Here is a 21,647-nt window from a genome sequence, read left to right as displayed (position 1 = left end):
GGGGGGGTGGGGGGTTTTTTTGGGGGGGGGGGGGGGGGCGGTGGGGGGGGGGGGGGGCGGGGGGGGGGGGGGGGGGGGGGGGGGGGGGGGGGGGGGGGGGGGGGGGGGGGGGCGCCCCCCCCCCCCCCCCCCCACCGCTCGTCGGAGCGCGTGGCGGGTCAGGCCCGGGCGGCGGCCAGCACCTGGCCGACCAACGCCCCGGACGTGCCGGACCGCTCGTACTCGGGCCGGTGCAGAGTGCCGCCCATCAGCGGCGCCGGGTTGCGGTGCACAGCCGGGCTGTCCGAGCTGACCAGGGCCGCGAAGTGGTACTCGTCGGCGCCGGTCGCCTCGACGATCCGGGCGATGTTGCGCGGGGTGATGCCGCCGCCCGGCATGATGACGATCCGTCCGGCGGCCCGGCGGACCAGGTCGGCGATGAGCGGAGCACCCTCCAGCACGCTGACCTCCTGGCCGGAGGTGAGCACGCGGTGCACTCCCAGCTCGACCAGTTGCTCCAGGGCCGCGTACGGGTCGCGGACCATGTCGAACGCGCGGTGGAAGGTGATGCTGGCGTCGCCGGCTGCGGCGATCAGCCGGCGCGTGGTCGGTACGTCGACGTCACCCTCGGCGGTCAGCGCGCCGATCACGATGCCATGCGCACCGGCCGCCACCGCGGCCCGCACGTCCCGCTCCATCGCCTCGATCTCCAGCGGCGAGTAGATGAAGTCGCCGGCCCGCGGCCGGACGATCACGTGCACCCGGATCCGGGTGACGGTGCGCAGGGTCGTCTCGATGGTGCCCAGGCTGGGGGTCAACCCGCCGTCGAAGAGCGCGGAGCACAGCTCCACCCGGTCGGCCCCGGCCTCCTCGGCGGAGACCGCCCCCTCGACGCTGTCGATGCAGATCTCGAATGTGCTCATGACTCTTCCTTTTCGGTGCGAGACGATGCCGCGGTCCAATCGATGACGGCGGTGACGGCGCCCACGGGTTCGCCGCCGCCGAGCACCGGCACCCGGCGCAGGGCGTCGGCCCCGCCGACCGGTACGCCCACGGCCTCCAGGGCGGCGAGCGCGATGGCGGTAGTGGCTCGGGGTGAGCCGTCGACCACCTTCACCGCCACCGCGTGGCCATCCGGGGCGGCCACCGCGAGTACGCCCTCGGCCCCGCCCTTGGCGAGTACTCCGGGCAGCGCCCGCATCAGGTCGGTGTTCGGGTGCGCGTGCCAGCCGCCCACGTACTCGGGGTACTGGCGCATGGCCTGGGCGGCCCGCTCCTCGTCGCTGCCGGTGGGTGCCGTGACCAGCGCCTGGAACGTGCGGGCCAGGCCGGTCAGCGGCAGGCCGAACAGCGGTGCGCCGCAGCCGTCGACCGCCTGGTGCGTGATCGGCGTGCCGGCCAGTCGGGCGACGGTGGCGGCGGTCTCCCGCTGGAGCGGGTGGTCGGGATCGAGGTAGTCGTGCGTGCTCCAGGACCGCGCGACGCAGGCGACGAGCATCGCGGCGTGCTTGCCGGAGCAGTTCATCCGGATCCGCTCGCGCTGCCCGCCGGCGCGGATCAGCCGGTCCCGGGTCAGCTCGTCCTCCGGCCAGTCCACTGGGCAGCCGAGCGCGTCCTCGGTCAGACCCGCGTCGGCGAGCATCGCCCGGACCACCTCGACGTGCCGGTCGTCGCCAGTGTGGCTGCCGGCGGCGAGGGCCAGCGCCCGGCCGGTCAGTGGGTCGGTGTCGCCCGGCCCGGCGGTCGCCGCGATCCGGCAGGCCAGCGCCTGCACCGGCTTGAGGGTGGAGCGGGGGAGCACCGGCTCGTCGGGTACGCCGGCAGTGCGGGCGACCGCGCCGTCCGGGTCGAGCACCACGACGCTGCCGTAGTGCCGGCTCTCGACGAAACCGTTGCGGACGACCCGGGCCAGTTCGGCGTAGCGGGGGATGGTCACCGGATGTTCCCTTCGGTGAGCGACGGCGGCAGGTCCGCGGATCGTCGTCCGCGCCGGCCGGTGAACCGACCGTTGCGGGCCTGGAGTACGCGGGCGAACTTCGACAGCGACGCGTTGACCACCAGGTAGATCAGCGCCACCACCAGGAATGTCTGGATCAGCAGGTGGGTGTACGAGGAGAGCACCTGCCCGCTGTAGAGCAACTCGGTGTAGCTGACCACGAAGCCGAGCGAGGTGTCCTTGAGCAGCCCGACCAGCTGGCTGACCAGGGACGGAGTGAGCTGGAGCAGCGCCTGTGGCAGGACCACCAGCGCCATCACCTGCCCGCGGCGCAGCCCGACCGCGAGGCCGGCCTCGGTCTGCCCCCGGTCCAGGGCCCGGATGCCGGCTCGGAAGATCTCCGCGAACGCCGCCGAGTTGGAGACCACCAGTGGCACCACGAGCTTCCAGAACAGCGGGAAGTTCATCCCGTACTGCGGCAGCGCGAACAGCGTCACGTAGATCAGCAGCAGCGTGGGTACGGTCCGGAAGATCTCGACGTACGCGCCGGCCAACCACCGCAGCGGTCGGTGCGCCGACAGCCGGCCGAGCGCCAGCAGCAACCCGAGTGCGGCGCTGAGCACGGCGGTCGCGGCGGCGGCGCGCACGGTGGCCCAGAGCCCGTTGAGCAGGTACCGCCAGATCGGCCAGGTGGTGAACGGTTCCCAGCGGGCGGCGGCCAGCTCGCCGTGGCTGGCGAACTGGTACACGGCCGCGACGACGGCGCCGACCAGGATGACGGCGCCCAGCACGGTGGCGATCCGGATCCGTCGCCGGGCCCGAGGGCCGGGCTCGTCGAACAGGATCTGTTGGGTCTGGTTCATCGGACGATCGCCAGCCTTCGCTCGAGCAGGCCGGTGACCTGACCGATGATCAAGGCCAGCAGCATGTAGGCGAGGCCCGCGCCGGTGAAGACGGCGAGTGGCTGGGCCTCGATGAGGTTCACGGTGTTGGCGGCCTGGGTCAACTCGACCACGCCGACGGCGGCGGCCAGCGAGGTGTTCATCAGCAGCGCGATGCAGATGTTGCCGATCGGCTGGATCACCGCCCGCAGTCCCTGCGGCAGGATCACGTGCCGCAGGGACTGACCGAAGGTGAGCCCGATGGCCCGCGCCGCCTCGGCCTGGCCGACGCCGACCGTGTTGATCCCGGCCCGGATCGCCTCGGCCAGGTACGCCCCCTCGTAGACGGCGATGACGATCGCGGCGGAGGTGAACAGCGGGAACGTGATGCCGATGGTCGGCAGCGCGAAGACGAAGAGGACCAGCAGGGCCAGCAGCGGCAGGTTCTGGAACACCTCGACGTACGCCGTGCCGATGGCGCGCAGCAGCGGTACGGGGGCGATCCGCAGGGTGGCCACGATGATGCCCAGCAGCATCGCGCCGACGGTGGTCACGACGGTCAGTTCGACCGTCGTGACCAGGCCGTGGCCGAGTTCGCTCAGGTGGGCGGTGAGGGCGTCCATCGGCGCGGGAGGCTACTCAGGAGCCGTCGGCGGAACCGAGGGCCGGCGGAGTGGGCGCCCCGCCCTCCACCACCGAGCCGAGGGTGGCCTCCCAGACCTTCGCCCACGTGCCGTCGGCCTGGATCTTCGTCAGCCACTTGTTGACGAACTCCTTGAACTGCGCGTCCTCCCGGTTGAGGCCGATGCCGTACGCCTCGGTGGTGAACGGCTCGCCGACGACCTTCATCCCCGGGTTCGCCTTGGCGCCGGAGGCGAGCAGCGTGAAGTCCTGCACGTACGCGTCGCCGCGCTTCTGCAGCAGCGCCTGCAGCGCCTGAGGGTCGGTCCCGAAGGCGATCTGCTTCGAGCCGGGAGCGGCGCTGGGCAGCGCGGTGACCGCGGGGGTGTTCGCCCCGACGATGACGGTCTTGCCGGCGAGGTCCTTGACGCTCTTGATCGAGGTGTCGTCCTTGCGGACCCCGACCGCCAGACCGGAGGTGAGGTACGGCCCGGCGAACGCGATCTGGGTGGCCCGCTGCGGGGTGATGGTGTACGTCTGGAAGACCACGTCCACCGACTTGGCCTGGAGCATCGCCTCCCGGGTCTGGGTGCCGATGGTCGTGGTCTTCACCTCGGTCTTGCCGGTGATGTACTTCGCCAGCAGCTTGGCCATGTCGGCGTCGAAGCCCTCGATGGTGCCGCTGACCGGGTTCTGCTGGGACAGCAGCGGTGCGTCCAGCGAGCCGCCGACGCTCAGGTAGCCGCGCTTGCGGATCGCGTCCATGGTGGAGCCCGCCGGGATGTCCGCGTCGGTGGCCACCGGGGCGGCGTCGTACACCGACTGGGCGACCACGCCGTCGCCGCCCAGGCCGGGGTTGCCGGGCAGGGCCGGTGCGCCGCTGTCGCTGTCGCCGCCGCAGCCCGTCGCGGCGAGGGCCACCGCGACCGCGGTGGCGGTGAGGGCGAGCGAGCGCCGCCCGGTGAAGCTCATCTTGAGGATTGACATGACACCCTCCCGTTGGGGGCTAGTGCTGGAGGATCTTGGACAGGAAGTCGCGGGCCCGCTCGGTGCGCGGGGCTGCGAAGAATTCGTCGGGGGCGCCGGACTCGACGATCCGGCCGTCGTCCATGAAGACGACCCGGTCGGCGGCGCGGCGGGCGAAGCCCATCTCGTGGGTGACCACGATCATGGTCATCCCCTCGGCGGCGAGAGAGACCATCACGTCGAGCACCTCGTTGACCATCTCCGGGTCGAGGGCCGAGGTCGGTTCGTCGAAGAGCAGCACCTTCGGCCGCATGGCCAGTGCCCGGGCGATGGCGGCCCGCTGCTGCTGCCCGCCGGAGAGCTGGGCGGGGTGGTGGTTCGCCTTGTCGGCGATGCCGACCCGCTCCAGCAGCGTCATCGCCTGCTGGCGCGCCTCGGGCCGGGCGATCCGGCGGACCCGGGTGGGGCCGAGGGTGATGTTGTCCAGCACCGTCTTGTGCCCGAAGAGATTGAAGGACTGGAAGACCATGCCGACGTCGGCGCGCAGTCGGGCCAGCGCGCGGCCCTCGGCGGGCAGCGGCTCACCGTCGATCTCGACGGTGCCCTGACCGGCCGTTTCCAGCCGGTTGAGGCAGCGGCACAGGGTCGACTTTCCGGAGCCGGATGGCCCCACCACGACGACCACCTCGCCAGCGGCCACCGTGAGGTCGATGTCCTTGAGCACGTGCAGTGGACCGAACCACTTGTTCAGGCCGCGGACCGACACCATCGGTCGGTCCGGACCCGTCGTCCCGGACCGGCCGGCGCGATCGGAGACCGTCGTCGGTGCCACCAGACGCCCCCACTTTCTTCGACTACAGAACTAAGTTTGCTTCATATCGAAGCAACAGCGCCATCTAAAGGTAGACGAGAAATTAAGTCAACCGGTTGCTTGAACAAACTGCGGGTGCTAAGAACCTGACGTGACGATTGACGACGCGCCGCGCGACGCTCTCCGGAGCAGCCCCCGGGAGCTGCTGCGCTGGGTTGCCACTGGAGCGGCCGTCAGTCGCGCCGACCTGTCCCGGCTCTCCGGGCTGTCCCCGTCGACGGTCTCCCAGCGCGTGGAGGCGTTGATCAACGAGGGGTTGCTGGAGGAAACCGGCGCCGGGCGGTCCCGGGGTGGCCGACGGCCGCGCCAGCTCGCCGTGCCCACCGGCGGCGCCGTGGTCGGCGCCATCGACCTGGGGGCGCATCACGCACGCGTCGGCACACTGGATCTCTCCGGCCGGGTGGTTCAGGCCCGTACCCTGCCGGTGCGCATCGAGGACGGTCCGGAGGAGGTGCTCGGCGGGTTGTTGGCCGAGGTCTCCGCGCTGGTGGCCGTGCCCAGCGGGCCGGGCCGGGAAGCGGCCGGTGGTGCGGTGGCGGCGGGCGCGCTGCGGGGCATCGGCATCGGCATCCCCGGCCCGGTGCAGCACGCGACCGGGCGGATCGTCAGCCCGTCCCGGATGCCCGGCTGGAACGGCTTCGACGTCGCCGCCTTCTGTGCCGACCGGGTCGAGGTACCGGTCCTCGTGGACAACGACGCCAACCTGATGGCGCTCGGTGCGCACCGCACGGCACATTCCGAGTTGGACCATGCCGTCTACATCAAGGCTGGCACCGGGATCGGCTCCGGAGTGATCTCCAGTGGACGGCTGCACCGGGGCGCACAGGGATCGGCCGGGGACATCAGCCACTGCCGGGTGGTGGCCGATCCGGCACCACCCTGCACCTGCGGCAACGCCGGTTGCCTGGAGGCGGTGGCCAGCGGCGCGGCCCTGGTCACCGCGCTACGTGACCAGGGCGTGCCGGTCTCCGACCTGACCGGCGTGATCCGCCTGATCGACGACGGTGACCGGCATGCCACCGCGCTCGCCCGGCAGGCTGGCCGGGCCATCGGCGAGATCCTGTCCGTGGTGGTCAACTTCTTCAACCCGCAGGTGGTGGCCATCGGCGGCCGGCTCGCCGACTGCGAACCCCTGCTCGCCAGCATGCGGGGCACCCTCTACGAGCGGTGCCTGCCGCTGGCCACCCAGACCCTGCTCATCGAGCGGGTCGCCACCGGCCAGGATGTCGGCATCACGGGCGCCGCCCACCTGGTGATCGACCACGTCGTGGCAAGCAACTAACCCGCTGCACACCAGCCCTCGCTGAAAGGGCTGCGTACGCGTGCGGCACCGCGAAGACCGGAGGTGTCGGGTCAATGGGCACGGCGTGGCTCCGGGATGGGGCCTGCCCGGCTCCTGAAGCGGCACTGCCCGGCCGGTGAGTCTCCTCGCCGACCGGGCAGTATTCCGATTCTGGTCAGTTGCCGGCGGTCAGGCCCTCCAGGCCCTTGAGCATCTCGGCGAAGTCGGCGGTCTCGGCCGCCGGCGGCGTCTCGATGGTCGCCGCCTTGCCGTAGTCGGTGTAGTCGACCACCATGTCGCCCATCTTGCCCATGACCATGCCCGCGCGCCGCGGCCGGTACTGCTCGTCGACCCACAGGTCGATCTTGATCTCCTTGACGCCCTGCTTGGCCAGCCCCTTCTCGACGTCCGCCCGCAGCTTGGCGTCGACCTGCCCGAGGTAGGTCGTCACGGGGGTGGTGACGGTGTAGTGGACGGTAGGCGCCCCGTTTACCGTCTCCTGCCCGACCACAGTCACACCCTCGGTGGCGAGCAGCGTCTTGACCTGCTTGATCGGGTCGACGTCCTCGAACTGCTTGGTGAAGTCCATCCCCGCCTGCTCGCCCACGGCGCTCAGGTCCATCTTCATCCAGCGCTTTCCGCCCGTGCTCGCGCGGTCCTCCGCCGGGATCTCGACGTAGACCACAGCGCCGATCATCCGGACGGTGGTCGTGGTGCCGTCCGGGTCGGACGTCTTCATCTCGGCCTTGAGCGGGTCACCCAGGTCCAGGACACCCTGCATGGAGATCTTCTCGCCGCCCGCCGTGCCCGTCATCGTCACGGTCACCGAATCGGTCTTGTCGGTGGCGTCGACCGTCTTCTGCAACGATCCCTTGAGATCGCTGGCGAGCAGTTCCAGGACGCTGGGCTGCTTCGGCGCCTCGGACGAGCCGGACTTCGCGCCGCAGGCAGAGACAGCGAGCGCAGTGAGCGCCGAGACCGCTACCACCGCGGTCTTCTTCCAAAGTGACACGTGAGCGCTTCTTTCCCCGAAGGATTTGGGGCTCTCCCCAATAGACCGACGACACGCTATCCCACGCTGTCGACCCCGGGGCAACACCTTTCCGTCGATCTATCGTTGGTGCCCAGGACCGCGTTGGGGCCGGCGCGTCCACTCACTCCGGGACGCGGCGGTAGGCGCCGTCGCTGGCCGAGGTGGCCATCGAGGCGTACGCGCGCAGCGCCGCCGACACCGGCCGCTGCCGGTCGGTCGGGGTGTACGGCTTGTCGCGCTTCTCCTCTTCGACCCGCCGGGCCTGGAGCACGTCCTCCGGCACGTTCAGCTCGATGGACCGGCCCGGGATGTCGATGACGATCTCGTCGCCCTCGCGGACCAGGGCGATCAGCCCACCGGAGGCCGCCTCGGGGGAGACGTGCCCGATGGAGAGCCCTGAGGTGCCGCCGGAGAAGCGACCGTCGGTGAGCAGCGCGCAGGAGCGGCCCAGCCCTCGACCCTTGAGGAACGAGGTGGGGTAGAGCATCTCCTGCATGCCGGGGCCGCCCTTGGGGCCCTCGTACCGGATCACCACCACGTCCCCGGCGACCACCTGCTTGGCCAGGATCGCCGTCACCGCGTCGTCCTGGGACTCGTAGACCTTCGCCGGCCCGCGGAAGGTCAGGCAGTCGTCCGGCACACCCGCGGTCTTCACCACGCTGCCCTCCGGGGCCAGGTTGCCGTGCAGGATGGCCAGCCCTCCGTCGGCGGAGTACGCGTGCTCCCGGTCCCGGATGCAGCCCTCGGCCGCGTCGGTGTCCAGCGACGACCAGCGGTTGGTGGTGGAGAACGGTTCGGTGGTGCGCACCCCGCCCGGCGCGGCGTGGAACAGCTCGACCGCCGTCGGCGTCGGCGAGCCGCCCCGCACGTCCCAGTCGGTCAGCCACTGGGCCAGCGAGGGCGAGTGCACGGCGTGCACGTCCCGGTTGAGCTGCCCGCCCCGGTCCAGCTCGCCGAGGATCGCCGGAATGCCGCCGGCGCGGTGCACGTCCTCCATGTGGAAGAGCGGCGAGTTCGGCGCGACCTTGGCCAGGCAGGGCACCCGCCGGGAGATCGCGTCGATGTCGGCGACGCCGAAGTCCATCTCCGCCTCGCGGGCGGCGGCGAGCAGGTGCAGCACCGTGTTGGTGGAGCCGCCCATCGCGACGTCCAGGGCGACGGCGTTCTCGAAGGCGGCCTTGGAGGCGACCGTGCGGGGCAGCACCGAGTCGTCGTCGCCGTCGTACCAGCGCTTGGAGATCTCCACGATGGTGCGGCCGGCCTCGACGAAGAGCGACCGGCGTGCGGCGTGGGTGGCCAGCGTCGAGCCGTTGCCGGGCAGCGCCAGCCCGATGGCCTCGGTGAGGCAGTTCATCGAGTTGGCGGTGAACATGCCGGAGCAGGAGCCGCAGGTGGGGCAGGCGGAGCGCTCGATCTCGCCGAGCTGGTCGTCGGTGACCGCCTCGTTCGAGGAGGCGATCATCGCGTCGATCAGGTCGATCTTGCTGTGCACGACGCCCTCGATCGCCATCGTCTTGCCGGCCTCCATCGGGCCGCCGGAGACGAAGACGGTCGGGATGTTGAGCCGCAGCGCGGCCAGCAGCATCCCGGGGGTGATCTTGTCGCAGTTGGAGATGCAGACCAGGGCGTCCGCGCAGTGCGCGTTGACCATGTACTCCACCGCGTCGGCGATCAACTCCCGGCTGGGCAGGGAGTAGAGCATGCCGCCGTGGCCCATCGCGATGCCGTCGTCGACCGCGATGGTGTTGAACTCCCGCCCCACACCGCCGGCCTCGGCCACCGCGTCGGCGACCAGGCCGCCCATGTCCTTGAGGTGTACGTGACCCGGCACGAACTGGGTGAAACTGTTGGCGATGGCGACGATCGGCTTACCGAAATCGTCGTCGGTCATCCCGGTGGCCCGCCAGAGGGCCCGGGCGCCGGCCATCGTCCGACCGTGCGTGGAGGTCTTCGACCGCAGCTCAGGCATGCGTACCAGTCTGACACCGCCGCCACGGTGGCTGTCCAGAGTGCGCGCGTGTCCCAACAGATGCACATCCGGTCCCCCACGACGAGCGCGCATCCGGCACTCTTGGGGGCGTGCATCTCCCCCCGGGCATGGTCGCCGTCGCGGTGCTGAGCGGGCTCGTCGCCGCTGCGGCCGTCGTACTGCTGACCGTGGTCGCCCGGCGGCGCACCGGGTCGCGCCGGCCCGCGCATCTGCTGCTCGCGGTGGCCGCCGGGGTCGCTCTGCTCAGCCTCGTGGTCGGGGTGGTGGCCGCGCTCGCCGCGAACGACCACTGGGCGCACGAGCAGGGGCAGCGCACCGGCTGGGCCACCGTGGTGGCGATCGGCACGGCGGTGAGCGGGCTGGCCTTCGCGGCCGGATTGCTCCGGCTGCCCGGGGTGGCCGCCACCTCGGCGGCGACCGCCCGGCTCGCCCTGGACGGCTTGATCATGGCCGCCGCGCTGTGGTTCGTCGGCTGGGTGCTCTTCTCCGAGCCCACCCGGTTGCTCGGCGCCTCCACCCCGATGGCCTGCCCGGCGATCCTGGTGGCCACGGTGGCCGCCGCGCTCGGTGCCGGGCTCGCCGTGATCGTCGTCTTCCGGGCTGCCGCCCCGCGCCAGCGGCTGGCCGCGCTCGGCGTCGGCATCAGCGCGGTGACCTGCGGCGGGCTGGGCCTCGCCGCCGGGCTCTGCCAGGCCGGGCCGACCATGGCACTGACCGGCGCGGTGGTGCTCGCCGCCGGCCTGCTGACCGTTGCGCTCGCGGTGCTCCGGGCCGACCGGCCGGGGCAGGTCGAGCTGGACCTGACCGGTCGCGACGGCGAGTACGCGATCGCCCCGATGCTGGCGATGGCCGCCTCGGCCATGCACCACCTCCTGCAGGGCGGCCGGTTCACCGCGGCGGGCATCGTGGCCGGCAGCGTGGAGGGCTTCGCCCTGGTGGCCCGGCAGTACCTCACCCTCAAGGACGTCCGGGACTACGCCGGCCGGTTGGCCGAGCGGGAGGCGCACTTCCGTGAGCTGGCACACACCGATCCGCTGACCGCGCTGGCCAACCGGCGGGGGCTGCTGCGCGCGCTGCACGACAGCGCGGCGGCGGGCACCCCGTGCGTGCTGCTCGGGCTTGACCTGGACGGCTTCAAGAACGTCAACGACATGCGCGGCCACGACGTGGGCGACGCGGTGCTGGCCGAGGTGGGCCGGCGGCTGCGCGGCAACCTGCGCCCCGGCGATGTGGCGGCCCGGCTCGGGGGCGACGAGTTCGCCGTGCTCATGCCGGGGCGGCCGGCCGAGGCGGACCGGGTCGCCGAGCGGCTGCTCGGGGTGCTCAACCGCCCGTACGACCAGCCGGAGGGGCCGGTCTTCCTGTCGGTGAGCATCGGGGTGGCCGGGTGGGCCGGCGAGCCGGACGTGGAGTTGCTGCTGCGCCACGCCGACCTGGCGCTGCGCTACGCCAAGCAGCGCGGCAAGAACCGGATCGAGCGCTACGACGCCACGTACGACCAGCTGCTGCGTCGGCGCACCACGCTGGAGCACGAGCTGCGCGGCGCCATCGAGCGCGACGAGCTGCGGCTGGCCTTCCAGCCGGTGGCCTCGCTGCCGTCGGTGCGGCCGGTCGGCGCCGAGGCGCTGCTCCGCTGGCACCACCCCAAGCTGGGCAACGTCCGTCCGGACGAGTTCATCCCGTTGGCCGAGGAGTGCGGGATGATCGCCACGCTCGGGGCCTGGGTGCTGCACCAGGCCTGCTACCAGCTCTCCCGTTGGCTGGCCGACGGGCACGACGTCTGGGTCTCGGTGAACGTCTCGCCGCGCGAGCTGCACGCCCCGGAGTACGTGGTCCAGGTCGCCGAGGCGCTGCGCGCCCACCACGTGCCGCCGCAGCGGCTGGTGCTGGAGGTAACCGAGCACGCGGTCGCCACCGACCTGGACGAGCTGATCCGGCGGCTGACCGCGCTGCGGCTGACCGGCGTGCGGATCGCGCTGGACGACTTCGGCGCCGGCTACTCCTCGCTCGGGCAGCTCCGCCGGCTGCCGATCGACATCCTGAAGATCGACCACAGCCTGGTCGCCGAGCACGAGCCGGTCCGCCCGGTCGGCAAGGACGGCCCGGCGTTCGCGCCGATGGTCGACATCGTCATGCGACTGGGCCACCAGCTGGGGCTGGAGGTGATCGCCGAGGGGGTGACCACGCCGACGGAGTTGGCCGCGGTGGTGGCGGCCGGCTGCCGGTTCGGTCAGGGCGCGCTCTTCGGCTGGGGTGTGCCGGCCGAGCACCTGGAGGCGATGCTGGAGGCGGCCACCTCGCCGGGTGCGCGACCCGCGCCGCTGCCCGCGCCGCGCCGGGTTTCGGGCGGGCCCGGGCAGGTCATCCCGGTTGCCGAGGGCGTGTCGCCGGCGGACGCGCCGCGTTCCGTTAACCAACATGTGGGATCAGTTGACTCATCGCGTGAGATGCGTCAGGCTTAGCCGCATGTCGTCGTACCGGTCGCTGCGAGTACTTACCTGAGCGCACTCTCCCTCATTGAGAGTGCGCTGGCCCCGTGCATCTGCACGAGGGCCGTTTTTATTGCCATCGGAACCTGTCGGGGCGGGCCCCGCCCGCGTCGCATCGCTTGACAAGCCCCAGCCACTCCAGCCGAAGGCCAGAACCGCCATGACGAGACCCACGCCCGAGACCCTCGCCCATACCGCCCGCCGTGCCCGCGCGGCCACCGAGCCGGCCGGCGACGTCGACCCCGCCGCCGCGCGCACCCCGGCCAGCCCGGCCACCCCGGCGGTACGGCCATCCGCTCCGGCCCAGGTCTCCGGCGCCGGTTCGCTGGTGCGGTCCCTTGAGGCGCTCGGCGTCGACGTCGTCTTCGGCATCCCGGGCGGCGCGATCCTGCCGGCTTACGACCCGCTCTACGACTCCACCGTCCGGCACATCCTGGTCCGGCACGAGCAGGGCGCCGGGCACGCGGCGACCGGGTACGCGCAGGCCACCGGCAAGGTCGGCGTCTGCATGGCCACCTCCGGCCCGGGCGCCACCAACCTGGTCACCCCGATCGCCGACGCGTACATGGACTCGGTGGCGATGGTGGCGATCACCGGTCAGGTGGCCCGCCCGTCGATCGGCACCGACGCCTTCCAGGAGGCGGACATCCAGGGCATCACCCTGCCGATCACCAAGCACAACTTCCTCGTGCAGACCGCCGAGGAGATCCCGCAGGTGCTGGCCGAGGCCTTCCACCTGGCCAGCAGCGGCCGGCCCGGCCCGGTGCTGGTCGACATCCCCAAGGACGTGCTCCAGGCGCCGACCACCTTCGCCTGGCCGCCCACCCTGGATCTGCCCGGCTACCGGCCCACCCTGCACCCGCACGGCAAGCAGATCCGGGAGGCGGCCCGGCTGATGGCCGCCGCCCGCCGGCCGGTGCTCTACGTGGGCGGCGGGGTGCTCAAGGCCGGTGCCACCGACGGGCTGCGCAAGCTGGCCGAGCAGACCGGCATCCCGGTGGTCACCACGCTGATGGCGCTCGGCGCGTTCCCCGACTCGCACCGGCAGCACCTGGGGATGCCCGGCATGCACGGCACGGTCGCGGCGGTCTACGGCCTGCAGAAGGCGGATCTGATCGTCGCCCTGGGTGCGCGGTTCGACGACCGGGTGACCGGCAAGCTGGACTCGTTCGCCCCGGACGCGGCAGTGGTGCACGCCGACATCGACCCCGCCGAGATCGGCAAGAACCGGCACGCGGACGTGCCGATCGTGGGTGACGCCCGGCACGTCATCGACGAGCTGATCGCCGCGGTGACCATCGAACGGTCGGCCGGGCACAGCACCGACCTGGCCGACTGGTGGACTCAGCTGGACGACCTGCGCGACCGCTACCCGCTGGGCTACGACGAGCCGGCCGACGGCACGCTCTCCCCGCAGTACGTGATCAAGCGGCTGGGCGAGATCGTCGGCCCGGACGCGATCTTCGTGGCCGGGGTGGGCCAGCACCAGATGTGGGCGTCCCAGTTCATCTCCTACGAGAAGCCGCACACCTGGTTGAACTCCGGTGGCCTCGGCACGATGGGCTACGCGGTGCCGGCGGCGATGGGCGCCAAGGTCGGCAAGCCGGACACGGTGGTCTGGGCGGTGGACGGCGACGGCTGCTTCCAGATGACCAACCAGGAGTTGGCCACCTGCGCGCTGGAGGGCATCCCGGTCAAGATCGCCGTGATCAACAACGGCAACCTCGGCATGGTGCGGCAGTGGCAGACGCTGTTCTACAACGAGCGGTACTCCAACACCGAGCTCGGCACCCACAAGCACCGCATTCCCGACTTCGTCAAGCTCGCCGAGGCCCTGGGATGCGTCGGGCTGCGCTGCGAGAACGCCGCCGACGTGGACAAGACCATCGCCGCCGCCATGGAGATCAACGACGGCCCGGTGGTGATCGACTTTGTGGTCGGCAAGGACGCCATGGTCTGGCCGATGGTCGCCGCCGGCACCAGCAACGACGAGATCATGTTCGCCCGCGGCGTCCGCCCGGCCTTCGACGAGGATGACATCTGACATGAGTGAGCGAAGCGAGGTCGTGGCATGACGATGCACACCCTGTCCGTGCTCGTGGAGAACAAGCCCGGCGTGCTCGCCCGCGTCTCCGGCCTGTTCTCCCGGCGCGGGTTCAACATCGACAGCCTCGCCGTGGGCGAGACCGAGAACCCGGACGTCTCCCGGATCACCATCGTGGTCAACGCGGAGTCGTCCCCGCTGGAACAGGTCACCAAGCAGCTCAACAAGCTGGTCAACGTGCTCAAGATCGTCGAGCTGGACCCGCAGGTCTCGGTCGCCCGGGAGTTGCTGCTGGTGAAGGTCCGCGCCGACCGGTCCGCACGGACCCAGGTACTGGAGACGGTCAACCTGTTCCGCGCCCGGGTGGTCGACGTCGCGCCGGACACCCTGACCATCGAGGCCACCGGCACCCCGGACAAGCTCGACGCGCTGCTGCGCGACCTCGAGCCCTTCGGCATCAAGGAAATGGTCCAGTCCGGGCTCGTGGCGATCGGGCGCGGCTCGCGTTCGATCACCGCTGGCCCCGCGCTGCGGGCCGCCTGACCCATCCACACGGACCACGACGGGCCGCCCCGGCCGTTGTACGAAAGGGAAGTCCCAATGAGTGTTGAGGTGTACTACGACGACGACGCCGACCTCGGCCTGATCCAGGCCAAGAAGGTCGCGGTCATCGGCTACGGCAGCCAGGGCCACGCCCACGCGCTGTCGCTGCGCGACTCCGGCGTCGACGTGGTGATCGGTCTGCCGGAGGGCTCGAAGAGCCGCCCCAAGGCCGAGGAGCAGGGCCTGCGGGTGGTCACGCCGGCGCAGGCCGCGGCCGAGGCCGACGTGATCATGGTGCTGGCGCCGGACACCGCCCAGCGTGCCCTGTACACCGAGTCGATCGCGCCGCACCTCGCCCCGGGCAAGGCGATCTTCTTCGGTCACGGCTTCAACATCCGGTACGGGCTGATCAAGCCGCCGGCCGAGGTGGACGTGGCGATGGTCGCGCCGAAGGGCCCGGGCCACCTGGTACGCCGGCAGTACGCCGACGGCAAGGGTGTGCCCTGCCTGGTCGCCGTCGAGCAGGACGCCAGCGGCAACGCGCTCGCGCTCGCCCTCGCGTACGCCAAGGGGATCGGCGGCACCCGCGCCGGCGCGATCAAGACCACCTTCACCGAGGAGACCGAGACCGACCTCTTCGGCGAGCAGGCGGTGCTCTGCGGTGGTGCCGCGGCGCTGGTGCAGACCGGTTTCGAGGTGCTCACCGAGGCGGGCTACGCCCCCGAGATCGCCTACTTCGAGTGCCTGCACGAGCTGAAGCTGATCGTCGACCTGATGTACGAGGGCGGCATCGCGAAGATGCGCTACAGCATCTCGGACACCGCCGAGTACGGCGACCTCTCCCGTGGCCCGCGAGTCATCGACTCGCGCGTCAAGGACGAGATGCGCAAGATCCTCGGGGAGATCCAGTCCGGCGAGTTCGCCCGCGAGTGGGTTGCCGAGGACGAGGCGGGCCGGCCCAACTTCAAGAAGTGGCAGGCCGAGGGTGCGGCGCACCCGATCGAGGAGACCGGCAAGAAGCTGCGCGGCATGATGAGCTGGGTCGACCGCCCGATCACCGAGACCGCCTGACGTCGCGGCGCGACCGCCCGGCCGTCCAGACACGGCCGGGCGGCCGCGTGCACTACTCAGCCGCGCTCGATCGACCTGGCCTCACCGGCTGCCCAGGCTGCCTCCTCGTACCGGCCGAGGCCTTTGAGAATGCCGGCCAGCGTGCGCAGCGCAGCGACCAACCAGTGGTCGTACCGGACGGGATCGTGCTCGGCCAGCCAACGGAAGTGCCCCACCGCCTCCTCGGCCGTCGTCACGGCCGCTTCCGGTTCGCCGAGCTCTGAGCGGCACGTGGCGATCACGAACAGCAGTCGGCCGAGCGCCGGCCGGGCCCGCAGCGGCTCCCAACGGACCCAGAAGGTCAGATCCTCGCGGGTGTTCGCTGTCAGCGTCAGCGCCTCGGCCCACCGTCCGTCGCTGGCGAGGGACTCGGCCAGCCCGGTCACCGCGTCAAATCGGGCGGGCATGTACCGCAGCCGCGCCCAGGCGGGAAGCCGCCGGAAGGTCTCGACCGCCTCCTCCCGGGCGGCCAACGCCTCGACCGGCGCATCCAGCGCTGCCCGGCAGCTACCGAGCACGGTGAGCGACCGGGCCAGCCCCGTCAGCTCTCGGACGCCGAGCGGCGCGCAGCGTAGCCATGTCGCCCGGGCCCGCTCAGCAAGGGGCAGCGCGTCCTGAGGGGCGCTGGGGGAGAGCAGGCTGGCCATCATCAGGTGCGCTGCGGCCAGAACGACCAGTCCGTCTCGGTCGGTCGCGTTCTCGACGTACCCGATCGCCTCCCAGCCCTGGTCGAGCGCGGAGGCCACGGTGCGGTCGTCGGGGACCGAACCCTGCGCGACGAGCGCTCGCGCGAGCCCCACCTCGTGCCGGCCCGGCCGGCCCTGGACCAGCCGCCGGTAGAGCGCGACCGCCTCGTCCGCGGCGGCGGTGCGCCGGACCACGAAACCGCGTCGGATGCTCACCTGCTGGGACCGGGTGACCAACGCCTCGGCCAGCATCGGACCGAACCGCGCGAGATCGACGCGGGTCAGCTGTCGGAGCAGCGTGATGCGGATGACGAGCGGCACGGGCGGCTCCTCCCCGAGGGCTGGTGCCTCCGGTTGTAGCTGGCCAGGGCAACCATGTCGGTCAGGTGAACGCCCGATGTCCGTCGCCCGACCCGGCGTGTGAGGGCCCTCACCCCGCGGACCGGAACATGCCGACCAGCGAGGCACCTACGATCGCGGGTAGGTGCGCAGCCGGCACCTGACGGCCACGGCACGGATCAGCGCAGGGCGCAGTGCGGCGCCTTACCGCCCGGGCCGATCGCAAACACGACCTCTACGAGGACCGATGAATCCTGTCGTACTGATCGCCGAAGAACTCGCCCCCGCCGCCATCGAGGTGCTCGCCTACGACTTCGACGTCCGTCACGTCGACGGCACCGACCGTCCGGCCCTGCTCTCGGCGCTCTCCGAGGCCGACGCCGTCATCGTGCGCAGCGCGACCCAGATCGACGCCGAGGCGATCGCCGCCGCGCCGCGACTCAAGGTGGTCGCCCGGGCGGGTATCGGGCTGGACAACGTCGAGGTGCCCGCCGCCACCGCGCGCGGCGTCATGGTCGTGAACGCGCCCACCTCGAACATCGTGTCCGCCGCCGAGCAGGCCGTCGCGCTGCTGCTCGCCGTGGCCCGCAACACCGCGAGCGCCAGTTCCGCACTCAAGGCGGGGGAGTGGAAGCGGTCGAAGTACACCGGCGTCGAGGTGCAGGGCAAGACCGTCGGCGTGGTCGGGCTCGGCCGCATCGGTGTGTTGTTCGCGCAGCGCATCGCCGCGTTCGGCACCCGGCTGATTGCGTACGACCCGTACATCCAGCCGGCGCGGGCGGCGCAGCTCGGCGTACGCCTGGTCGGGCTGGAGGAGCTGCTGCGGGAGAGCGACTTCATCTCCATCCACCTGCCGAAGACCCCGGAGACGGTGGGCCTGATCGGTGAGAAGGAGCTGGCGATCGTCAAGCCCGGCGTCCGCATCGTCAACGCCGCCCGCGGTGGTCTGGTCGACGAGCAGGCGCTCGCGAACGCCATCGCCGAGGGCCGGGTCGCCGGTGCCGGCGTCGACGTCTACAGCAAGGAGCCCTGCACCTCCTCGCCGCTGTTCGCCTTCGACAACGTGGTGGCCACCCCGCACCTGGGCGCCTCCACGCACGAGGCGCAGGACAAGGCCGGCCTGGCGGTGGCCAGGAGCGTGAAGCTGGCGTTGCAGGGCGAGTTCGTCCCGGACGCGGTCAACGTGCAGGCCGGCGGCGTGGTCGCCGAGGACGTCCGGCCGCTGCTCCCGCTGGCCGAGAAGCTCGGCCGGGCCTTCACCGCGGTCGCCGGCGGTGTCGCCGCCAGCGTCACGGTCGAGGTTCGCGGCGAGATCGTCAGCCACGACGTGTCGGTGCTCAAGCTCGCCGCCACCAAGGGCCTGTTCAGCTCAGTGGTCGAGGAGCAGGTCACCTACGTCAACGCCCCGCACCTGGCCGCCGAGCGTGGCGTCGAGGTCACCCTGGCCAGCCTGGCCGAGACGGCTGAGCAGCCCACCCTGGTCACGGTGCGCGGCGCGCTGCCGGACGGCCGGACGGTCAGCGTCTCCGGCACGGTCACCCACGCCGGTGCTCGCGACGTCCTCAAGCTCACCGAGGTGGACGGCTTCGACGTGGAGATCGGCGCGGAGGGCATCCTGCTCTTCCTGCGCTACGCCGACCGGCCCGGTGTCGTCGGCACCGTCGGCACCCTGCTCGGCGAGTCGGGCATCAACATCGCCGCCATGCAGGTGGCCCGGCGCGAGGCGGGCGGCGAGACGCTGATGACGCTCACCGTCGACCAGGCGCTCGGCGCCGACCTGCTCACCTCGGCGGCCGACTCGATCGGTGCGACGGCGGCCAGCGCCGCGGATCTGCGCGACGAGTAGTCGACGGCAGCACCACGGGGGGCCCGGCGATTCGCCGGGCCCCTCGTCATACCCGTGGTGGGGTGTCCTGCCGCCCGGTCAGCCGGGCAGCCGGGCCGGGGGCGGGTAGACCGAGCCGTCCTGGGGGTCGAAGAGCATCAGCCCGTGCTCGCCGGCCAGCCGCTCGATGTCCAGCAGCACCTGGTCCGCACAGGTCGGGTGCAGGTTCAGCTCGACGTGGTCGTGGGCGGCGTGCAACGGCGTCACGGCCCACGGGCTGTCCGGGCCGGGGTGCCGGTCCGGGTAGGAGGCGGTGATCGCCCGATAGAAGCTGACCACTCGCGGGTCCGGGTATCGGTCGACGTGCCGCCCTTGCCGGCACCCCTCGACCGCGGCCCGCACGTCCTCGGGCGTCGCCCCGTCCTCCAGGGCCCACACGCTCAGATCGAAACTCACGGCGGACAGCGTGCCATCCGTCGTTCACCATGTCGAAACTGCCTCGCCGCAGGCCAATCGCCGATCCGCCACACTCCGGTCACGACGGTCCGCTGTGGAGACTCTTGCGTCGAGTTGCGTCGATTCGCTAGCGTACCGACTGCGGTCACTGGCCGAGTTCGCGGCGCCGACCCGTCTTCGGGTGGCGCGGTCGACGTCCGGCCCGACCGGTCCGCACCCCTCGATTGTGCGAGCCACGCGCACTCGTCGCTGACCGGCCCCCACGGTCGTTGCCGAGACTGTGGGGGCCGATCGCGGGCCCGAGTGGCGGCCGACGTGCGAATCGGACGCAGCGCCACGGGGAGGCGGGCCGGTGCGGCGACGTTCCGCTCAGCGCCGGTGGGCGAAGAGCGCGCGGTAGTCGGAGCCGGCGCGGAACCAGGACAGGCCGGTGGGGCCGGCGGCGTAGAGCGCGGTGGCGTAGGCGTCGGCGACCGTCAGGTCGGGGCCGACGACGGTGGCGGCGACGAGCTGACTGGCCGGCTCACCGGTGTGCGGATCCACCACATGTCCCTGGCGCCCGGTCACCCCGGAGGTGCCGACCGCTCCGGCGGTCATCTCCAGCACCAGCGGCGCGCGTTCGGGTGCGGTCGGGTGATGCACCGCCACCCGCCACGGGCCGCCGTGTGGCGCGTGGCCACGGACCACCAGGTCGGCACCGGTGAGTACGGCGTAGTCGTGGATGCCCGCGGCGCGCAACCGGGCGGCGGCGCGCTCCACCGCCCAGCCCCCGAGCAGGCCGCCCGGGTCGAAGCCGCCGGGCACCGCCCAGGCGTCGAACCACCCGTCGGTGGCGGCCCGCATCGCCGTGCAGCGGTCCACCAGGTCGGCCAGTGGGGGGTACGAATCGGGACTGATCTCGCCCCGGCGCAGCATGGAAACCAGACTCTCGGGCCGGTTCGGGCCATAGGTGAGGTCGATGGCGCGCAGCTCGGCGACGCTGTCCCGCAGTGCCTCGCCGACGCCCCGGCGGCCGAGCCACTCGGGTGCGTTGAGCAGCAGGGTGTACTCGGCGGTCGGGGTCTGCACGGTGTGCTGAACGGCGATCCGGCCCTCGGTGGCGCTGGCCGGATCGATCCGCTGGCGGCGGCGGCCCAGCCGCAGGTCCGGCCGGCGGTTCCGGAAGGCCGACGGATCGGGCCAGCGGGTCCGCGGCTGCTCGTCGATGCGCATGGCACCTGCCCCTCACAGTGTGGCGTCGCGTCATCGGCGACCCCGTGTCGCGGGCCCCCCTGACCCGCTGACCCCTACGTTAGGCAGCGGAGATGATTGGCTCATGGATCCCACCTGTGAGGGTGCTGTGTATCGGCGTGTCCCAGATTGTGGACGATCCGTACCGGGAGGCGGGACGGCGACGTACCGTTGCCCGGTACGGGACAGTCGAACAGAGGAGTGCGGGCGTGACGCGGATCGCGGTGGTGGCCGGGGACGGCATCGGGCCCGAGGTGGTCGCGCAGGCCCGCAAGGTCCTCGACGCCGTGCTGCCCGGCGTGCAGGCCACCGAGTACGACCTCGGAGCGGCCCGCTGGCACCGTACCGGAGAGGTGCTGCCCGACTCGGTCCTGGCCGAGCTGGCCGGGCACGACGCGATCCTGCTCGGCGCGGTCGGTGACCCGACCGTTCCGTCGGGAGTGCTGGAGCGGGGCCTGCTGCTCAAGCTCCGGTTCGCCTTCGACCAGTACGTCAACCTGCGCCCGTCGCGGCTCTGGCCCGGGGTCGCCGGCCCGCTGGGCAACGTGAAGCCGGGCGAGGTCGACCTGGTCGTGGTGCGCGAGGGCACCGAGGGTCTCTACGCCGGGGCCGGCGGTTCCCTGCACCGGGACACCCCCGCCGAGGTCGCCACCGAGGAGAGCCTGAACACCCGGCACGGCGTGGAGCGGGTGATCCGCGACGCGTTCGCCCGGGCCGGTCGCCGGGAGCGGCGCAAGGTCACCCTGGTGCACAAGACCAACGTGCTCACCCACGCCGGGTCGCTGTGGGCGCGTACCTTCGACGCGGTCGCCGCCGAGCACCCGGACATCGCCACCGAGTACCAGCACGTCGACGCGGCCGCGATGTTCCTGGTTACCCAGCCGCAGCGCTATGACGTGGTGGTCACCGACAACCTGTTCGGCGACATCCTCACGGACATCGCCGCGGCGGTCACCGGCGGGATCGGGTTGGCCGCCAGCGGCTGCATCAACCCCGAGGGGGCGTACCCCTCCATGTTCGAGCCGGTGCACGGCTCGGCGCCGGACATTGCCGGGCAGGGCATTGCCGACCCGGTCGCCGCGGTGCTCTCCGCCGCGCTGCTGCTGGAGCAGCTCGGGCACGCCGAGGCTGCGACCCGGGTCAACGCGGCGGTTGCCGCCGAGCTTGCCGGCCGGACCCCGGGCGTGACGCTGCGTACCGCCGAGGTCGGCGACCGGCTCGCCGCGCACGCCGTAGCCTGACTCGGCCCGGGCCGACCGGCCACCCGCCGGTCGGTCCGACGAGGGGCCATCCGGGGTTCCCTATGCCCCCGAGCGGCGCTACCCGCTGAACGACCGTTCGGGGTAAGTTTCTGGCACAGCCATGT

At 71.9% G+C, this 21,647-nt stretch carries 18 protein-coding genes; 7 read left to right on the top strand and 11 right to left on the bottom strand.

All coding sequences use genetic code 11. The features are described 5' to 3' along the window. Positions 1-158: 158 nt before the first annotated feature. From ACFY29_RS24645 to ACFY29_RS24620, 6 genes are read right to left on the bottom strand one after another with little or no spacing between them, the layout of a single operon-like run. Positions 159-902: a copper homeostasis protein CutC gene (locus tag ACFY29_RS24645; RefSeq protein WP_328424359.1), complete on the bottom strand. Its 744-nt coding sequence runs from the start codon at positions 900-902 to the stop codon at positions 159-161. After that, positions 899-1,915: an asparaginase gene (locus tag ACFY29_RS24640; protein WP_386989884.1), complete on the bottom strand. Its 1,017-nt coding sequence runs from the start codon at positions 1,913-1,915 to the stop codon at positions 899-901. Before ACFY29_RS24640 ends, ACFY29_RS24645 begins: the two co-directional genes overlap by 4 nt. Continuing rightward, positions 1,912-2,778, bottom strand: a complete 867-nt coding sequence (locus tag ACFY29_RS24635) for an amino acid ABC transporter permease (protein WP_386989882.1) — start codon at positions 2,776-2,778, stop codon at positions 1,912-1,914. Before ACFY29_RS24635 ends, ACFY29_RS24640 begins: the two co-directional genes overlap by 4 nt. Beyond that, positions 2,775-3,419: an amino acid ABC transporter permease gene (locus ACFY29_RS24630; protein WP_328424365.1), complete on the bottom strand. Its 645-nt coding sequence runs from the start codon at positions 3,417-3,419 to the stop codon at positions 2,775-2,777. The genes ACFY29_RS24635 and ACFY29_RS24630 overlap by 4 nt, the downstream gene beginning before the upstream one ends. 16 nt (positions 3,420-3,435) lie before the next feature. Next, positions 3,436-4,404 (bottom strand): glutamate ABC transporter substrate-binding protein, encoded by a 969-nt coding sequence (locus ACFY29_RS24625; protein WP_355606144.1) that lies wholly within the window; start codon positions 4,402-4,404, stop codon positions 3,436-3,438. Between the two features lie 19 nt (positions 4,405-4,423). Continuing rightward, a complete protein-coding gene (locus tag ACFY29_RS24620; protein ID WP_328424369.1) occupies positions 4,424-5,152 on the bottom strand; it encodes an amino acid ABC transporter ATP-binding protein in 729 nt (242 codons plus the stop codon). 193 nt (positions 5,153-5,345) lie between these two features. Between ACFY29_RS24620 and ACFY29_RS24615 the strand changes: the two genes are divergently transcribed. Then, a complete protein-coding gene (locus ACFY29_RS24615) occupies positions 5,346-6,536 on the top strand; it encodes an ROK family protein (protein ID WP_386989879.1) in 1,191 nt (396 codons plus the stop codon). A gap of 175 nt (positions 6,537-6,711) precedes the next feature. On the opposite strand, the gene ACFY29_RS24610 is transcribed toward ACFY29_RS24615, so the two are convergent. Continuing rightward, positions 6,712-7,548, bottom strand: a complete 837-nt coding sequence (locus ACFY29_RS24610) for a hypothetical protein (RefSeq protein ID WP_386989877.1) — start codon at positions 7,546-7,548, stop codon at positions 6,712-6,714. A gap of 142 nt (positions 7,549-7,690) precedes the next feature. Continuing rightward, positions 7,691-9,538: a dihydroxy-acid dehydratase gene (gene ilvD, locus ACFY29_RS24605; RefSeq protein WP_328424375.1), complete on the bottom strand. Its 1,848-nt coding sequence runs from the start codon at positions 9,536-9,538 to the stop codon at positions 7,691-7,693. 128 nt (positions 9,539-9,666) lie between these two features. Between ilvD and ACFY29_RS24600 the strand changes: the two genes are divergently transcribed. From ACFY29_RS24600 to ilvC, 4 genes are all read left to right on the top strand, one after another. After that, entirely contained in the window at positions 9,667-12,021 is a 2,355-nt protein-coding gene (locus ACFY29_RS24600; protein WP_386989949.1) for a putative bifunctional diguanylate cyclase/phosphodiesterase, read from the top strand. Between the two features lie 187 nt (positions 12,022-12,208). Beyond that, the gene (locus ACFY29_RS24595; RefSeq protein WP_386989874.1) at positions 12,209-14,092 is read left to right on the top strand and encodes an acetolactate synthase large subunit; all 1,884 of its coding nucleotides are present in this window, start codon (positions 12,209-12,211) and stop codon (positions 14,090-14,092) included. A 27-nt stretch (positions 14,093-14,119) separates the two neighbouring features. Beyond that, positions 14,120-14,635, top strand: coding sequence for an acetolactate synthase small subunit (gene ilvN / locus ACFY29_RS24590; RefSeq protein WP_089017348.1), 516 nt, complete (start codon positions 14,120-14,122; stop codon positions 14,633-14,635). Positions 14,636-14,692: 57 nt separating this feature from the next. Further along, positions 14,693-15,706, top strand: coding sequence for a ketol-acid reductoisomerase (gene ilvC / locus ACFY29_RS24585; protein WP_386989871.1), 1,014 nt, complete (start codon positions 14,693-14,695; stop codon positions 15,704-15,706). Positions 15,707-15,762: 56 nt separating this feature from the next. Here the strand turns inward: ilvC and ACFY29_RS24580 are convergent, their stop codons facing one another. Continuing rightward, positions 15,763-16,752, bottom strand: a complete 990-nt coding sequence (locus ACFY29_RS24580) for a hypothetical protein (protein ID WP_386989869.1) — start codon at positions 16,750-16,752, stop codon at positions 15,763-15,765. 265 nt (positions 16,753-17,017) lie between these two features. On the opposite strand from ACFY29_RS24580, the gene serA reads away from it, so the two are divergent. Continuing rightward, positions 17,018-18,616: a phosphoglycerate dehydrogenase gene (gene serA / locus ACFY29_RS24575; RefSeq protein WP_328424388.1), complete on the top strand. Its 1,599-nt coding sequence runs from the start codon at positions 17,018-17,020 to the stop codon at positions 18,614-18,616. A gap of 78 nt (positions 18,617-18,694) precedes the next feature. Here serA and ACFY29_RS24570 read toward each other — a convergent pair whose 3' ends face one another. Both ACFY29_RS24570 and ACFY29_RS24565 read right to left on the bottom strand, forming a co-directional pair. After that, positions 18,695-19,051: a hypothetical protein gene (locus tag ACFY29_RS24570; RefSeq protein WP_355606123.1), complete on the bottom strand. Its 357-nt coding sequence runs from the start codon at positions 19,049-19,051 to the stop codon at positions 18,695-18,697. A 369-nt stretch (positions 19,052-19,420) separates the two neighbouring features. Further along, the gene (locus tag ACFY29_RS24565) at positions 19,421-20,263 is read right to left on the bottom strand and encodes an FAD:protein FMN transferase (protein WP_355606120.1); all 843 of its coding nucleotides are present in this window, start codon (positions 20,261-20,263) and stop codon (positions 19,421-19,423) included. 227 nt (positions 20,264-20,490) lie between these two features. Between ACFY29_RS24565 and ACFY29_RS24560 the strand changes: the two genes are divergently transcribed. Then, entirely contained in the window at positions 20,491-21,522 is a 1,032-nt protein-coding gene (locus tag ACFY29_RS24560) for a 3-isopropylmalate dehydrogenase (protein WP_386989866.1), read from the top strand. Positions 21,523-21,647 lie beyond the last annotated feature (125 nt).

Source organism: Micromonospora sp. NPDC000668, assembly GCF_042897975.1.
GTDB lineage: Bacteria > Actinomycetota > Actinomycetes > Mycobacteriales > Micromonosporaceae > Micromonospora.
This window is presented reverse-complemented; position numbering and strand designations above follow the sequence as displayed.